We start from the raw sequence: 4,308 nt of genomic DNA, 5'->3' as shown, positions 1-4,308 counted from the left end.
CGGATCCCATCGGGCGTCGGTGGGCGGGGCGGGCACGCACCCGGCCGCCGTCCTCACGGTCGTCGCCGGTCCTGCCGCCGGCCAGGAGTTCCCGTTGCCGATCGGTCACTTCCTGATCGGCCGCGACGCCGCGAACGATGTGACCATCGCCGACCCGCTGGTCTCGAAGCGGCACGCCCGCATCGAGGTCGCGGCGACCTTCGTCGAACTGGTCGATCTGAACTCCGCGAACGGCATCCTCGTCGACGGCGGACTCGTGCAGCGGCTCCGGGTCATCCCGGGACAGAGCTTCGTGCTGGGCGACTGCGAGTTCGTCGTGCACATGGTGAGCGATTTCGACGGCTCCGCCAGCGGCGACCCGGTGCTCGAGCGCGGAGGCGCTCTGATGTTCAACCGCAGCCCGCGCGTCGAGGAGCGCTTCACCGGGCAGGAACTGGACGAACCCCGCTACCCCCGCGACCAGCCGTCCCGGCTGTTCCCCTGGCCCATGCTCGTCGCGCCGATCCTGCTGGCCGTCACGATGTTCAGCATCACGCAGCGTCCGGCGTCCCTCCTGATCGCGGCCGCGTCGCCGATGATGATGTTCGGGAACTTCATCTCGCAGAAGACCAACCTCGGTCAGCGTCTGCGCAAGGAGGCGGAGTCGTTCGAGGAGCAGTTCGAACGCCTGGAGGAGACGCTCTACCACTCCCACCCGAGGGAGCGGGAGGTGCGGCAGAACGAGGTACCGGCCGTCGCCGTCGTGTTCGACGAGGCGATGCGGCTCGGACCCCTGCTGTGGACGCGACGCCCCGAGCACTGGAACTTCCTCGCGATGCGCCTGGGCGTCTGCGAGAGCGAGGCGCGCACGCGCATCAAGCGCACCGAGAGCCCTGACGCGCTCGTCGAGTACGTCGAGCGCGTCGACCGCCTCGAGGAGCGGTACCGGATGATCGACGACGTGCCGATCCTGGAGTCGCTCCAGAGCGTCGGGTCGATCGGTGTCGCCGGTCCCACATCGCTGGCGAGCGACGCGCTCCGCGGCATCGCCGTGCAGCTGTTCGGCACGCATTCGCCGAACGAGCTGGTGACGGTCGCGCTGACCGAGCCGGGCTGGGCCAACGAGCTCGACTGGCTCAAGTGGTTGCCCCACACCTCCAGTGAGCGCAACCCGTTCAAGGAGATGCCTCTGGCAGACTCCGCCTCGACCGGCACGGCACTGCTCAGCGGCCTGGAGGAGATCGTCCTGCGTCGCTCGCGGGAGTCGAAGTCCGCCCGGCCCCCGTACGGCGCCGACTGGGACCCGATGCGCTACGGCACCGACGTCAAGCGCGCCGCCGAGGACGCGACATTCCCCGGCCAGACGGCGATCCTCGTGATCATCACGAACGATGCTCCTGTCGATCGCGCCCGGCTGACCCAGATCCTGGAACGCGGTGCCGACGTCGGCGTGTACGCCCTGTTCGTCGCTCCCGTGGTCGAGGCGCTGCCCGCCGCGTGCCGCACGTTCGTCGACGTGAGCGCAGGGCTCGGCGATGCGGTGGTCGGCACGGTCCGCAGCGGCGTGGACTATCGCGGAGTGCAGGTCGAGGGCGTCTCGCACGCCTACATGACCATGTTCGCCAAGCGGCTGGCCCCCGTCGTCGACTCCAGCACCGTGATCGAGGACTCCTCCGACATCCCGAACTCGGTCAGCTTCCTCTCCCTGGTGGGCACCGAGGTCGCGGAGGACGCGAACGCGGTGATCGACCGCTGGCGCCAGAACAACACGATCATCGACCGCTCCGGCGCCCCGCAGGCCCGGCTGAAGAAGGCGGGGAACCTGCGCGCCATCATCGGACAGTCGCAGACCGACGCGATGACCCTCGACCTGCGCACCCAGGGTCCGCACGCCCTCGTCGGCGGGACGACCGGTGCCGGTAAGAGCGAGTTCCTGCAGGCCTGGGTGCTCGGCATGGCAGCCGCCCACAGCCCGGATCGCGTCACCTTCCTCTTCGTCGACTACAAGGGCGGCTCCGCGTTCGCCGACTGCGTCGACCTGCCGCACACGGTGGGCCTGGTCACCGACCTGAGCCCGCACCTGGTGCGTCGCGCCCTCACCAGCCTGCGCGCCGAGCTGCACCACCGCGAGCACCTCTTCAACCGCAAGAAGGCCAAGGACCTGCTCGAACTCGAGAAGCGGCGTGACCCGGAGACTCCGCCAGCGCTCGTGCTCGTGATCGACGAGTTCGCCGCGCTCGCCGGAGAGGTGCCGGAGTTCGTCGACGGTGTCGTCGACATCGCCCAGCGCGGTCGCTCCCTCGGCATCCACCTGATCATGGCGACGCAGCGACCGGCCGGTGTCATCAAGGACAATCTGCGGGCGAACACGAACCTGCGCGTCGCGCTGCGCATGGCGGACGAATCCGATTCGAAGGATGTCGTCGACGATCCGGTGGCGGCGACGTTCCCGCCCTCGCTGCCGGGGCGCGGCATCGCGAAGACCGGTCCGGGACGCCTCGTGCCGTTCCAGTCGGCCTACGCCGGCGGATGGACGACGGACGAGGCGCAGGTCGCCGAGGTGAAGGTGGCGGAACTCCGGTTCGGCTCCATCCAGACCTGGGAGGCCGAGCAGGCTCCGGAGTCCGAGTCCCACGACGAGGATCTCGGACCCAACGACCAGAAGCGCATCGTAGCGACGCTCGTGAACGCGGCACGTGCGGCTCGTATCCCCGCGCCTCGACGTCCGTGGCTCGACGACCTCGAGGGGGCCGTCGACATGCGCGACCTCCCGGTGCTCGGCGACGGACAGGTGCTGCTCGGCAAGATGGACGTGCCGGAGCGGCAGCTGCAGGAGCCGGCGTACTTCCATCCTGACAAGGACGGCTCGCTCCTCGTCTACGGAACGAGCGGGTCGGGCAAGTCGACCGTGCTGCGCACCATCGCGATCGCGGCGGGCTTCGACCCCGCGCATTCGAACGTCGAGGTGTACGGACTCGACTTCGGTTCCGGCTCGCTCAAGAGCCTGGAGATGCTCCCGCACGTCGGCTCGATCATCTCGGGCGACGACTCCGAGCGCGTGCAGCGCGTGCTGCGCTCGTTGGCCGCGGTGCTGGATGACCGCGGCAAGCGCTTCAGCGCTGCCAACGCCTCGAGCCTCACCGAGTACCGCGAGCTCACCGGGCGGGACGAGGCGCGCATCCTGCTGCTGATCGACGGCTTCCCGCAGTTCCGCAGCGAGTGGGAGTCGACCACCGCGCGGATGCCGTTCTACCAGACTTTCATGCGCATCCTCGGCGAGGGTCGCCCGCTGGGCGTGCACGTGATCGCGAGCGCCGACCGTTCCGGCTCCGTGCCCACAGCGGTCAGCGCGAACGTCTCGCGGCGCGTGGTGCTGCGCCTCTCGGATGAGTCCGGGTATGCGATGCTCAACGCGCCCAAGGATGTGCTGGACGAGCGTTCCGCACCCGGTCGCGCCATCGTCGACGGCCGCGAGACGCAGATCGCGACGCTGGGCGGGACCCCGAACGTGGCGGAGCAGACCAAGCTGCTCGAGGGGCTCGCGGAGAGGCTGCGTGCGGCGGGAGCGAGGGAGGTGCCGGAGATCGGCGCGCTGCCCACCCGCCTGTCGGTGCGCGACCTGCCCGATCGCCTCGGCGAGTTCCCGGTGCTCGGTGTCGCGGAGGACACCCTGGCGGCGCGCGACTTCGACCCGGTCGGCACGTTCGTCGTGGCCGGTCCGCCGTCGTCGGGCAAGACCAACGCCCTCAAGTCGCTCATCACCTCGATGCGGCGACTCGACCCGGCGACCGTGCTGTTCCACTTCGGAGGCCGTCGTGCCCAGCTCAAGGACTACACGAGCTGGACGCGCAGCGCCGTGACGCCGGAGGACGCGAAGGAGCTCGCCAAGGAGATCACCGAGCTGATCGCCGACGACTCGCTCCCGACGAGAGTGCTCATCGTGGTCGAAGATGTGCCCCAGTTCGCCGACAGCCCGGCCGAGCGCGAGATGAAGGCCCTCTTCCAGGCGATCAACCGCAGCGACCACCTGCTCATCGGCGATGCCGACGTCACGCAGGTCACGAGCGGCTTCGGGTTCATCGGCGACTTCAAGGCCGGGCGCAAGGGCATCATCCTCAAGCCCGATTCCTTCGACGGCGACGCGGTGTTCAAGGTGTCGTTCCCGAAGGTCAAGCGCACCGACTTCCCCGAGGGGCGAGGCATCTTCGTGCAGGCCGGACGCCAGGTCACGGTGCAGCTGCCGCTCGTCGAGGGGTAGACGACGGCCGCAATCGTGGATGGGGAGTTGTCCCCATCGACGTCGGCGCGGGTGGTTCCGTAGGGTGGGGT

Annotated in this window: 1 protein-coding gene; it reads left to right on the top strand. The window is 69.3% G+C overall.

Going from position 1 to position 4,308, the window contains the following annotated elements; genetic code table 11:
• Positions 1–19 precede the first annotated feature (19 nt).
• Positions 20–4,237 carry an FtsK/SpoIIIE domain-containing protein gene (locus DSP71_RS13170; protein ID WP_258546435.1) on the top strand — a complete coding sequence of 1,406 codons (4,218 nt, stop codon included), beginning with the start codon at positions 20–22 and terminating at the stop codon, positions 4,235–4,237.
• Positions 4,238–4,308: the final 71 nt, after the last annotated feature.

This window comes from Microbacterium sp. H6, from assembly GCF_003314775.1.
GTDB lineage: Bacteria > Actinomycetota > Actinomycetes > Actinomycetales > Microbacteriaceae > Microbacterium > Microbacterium oxydans.
The sequence above is the reverse complement of the archived record's forward strand: the minus strand, read 5'-3'. Positions and strand labels throughout refer to the sequence as shown.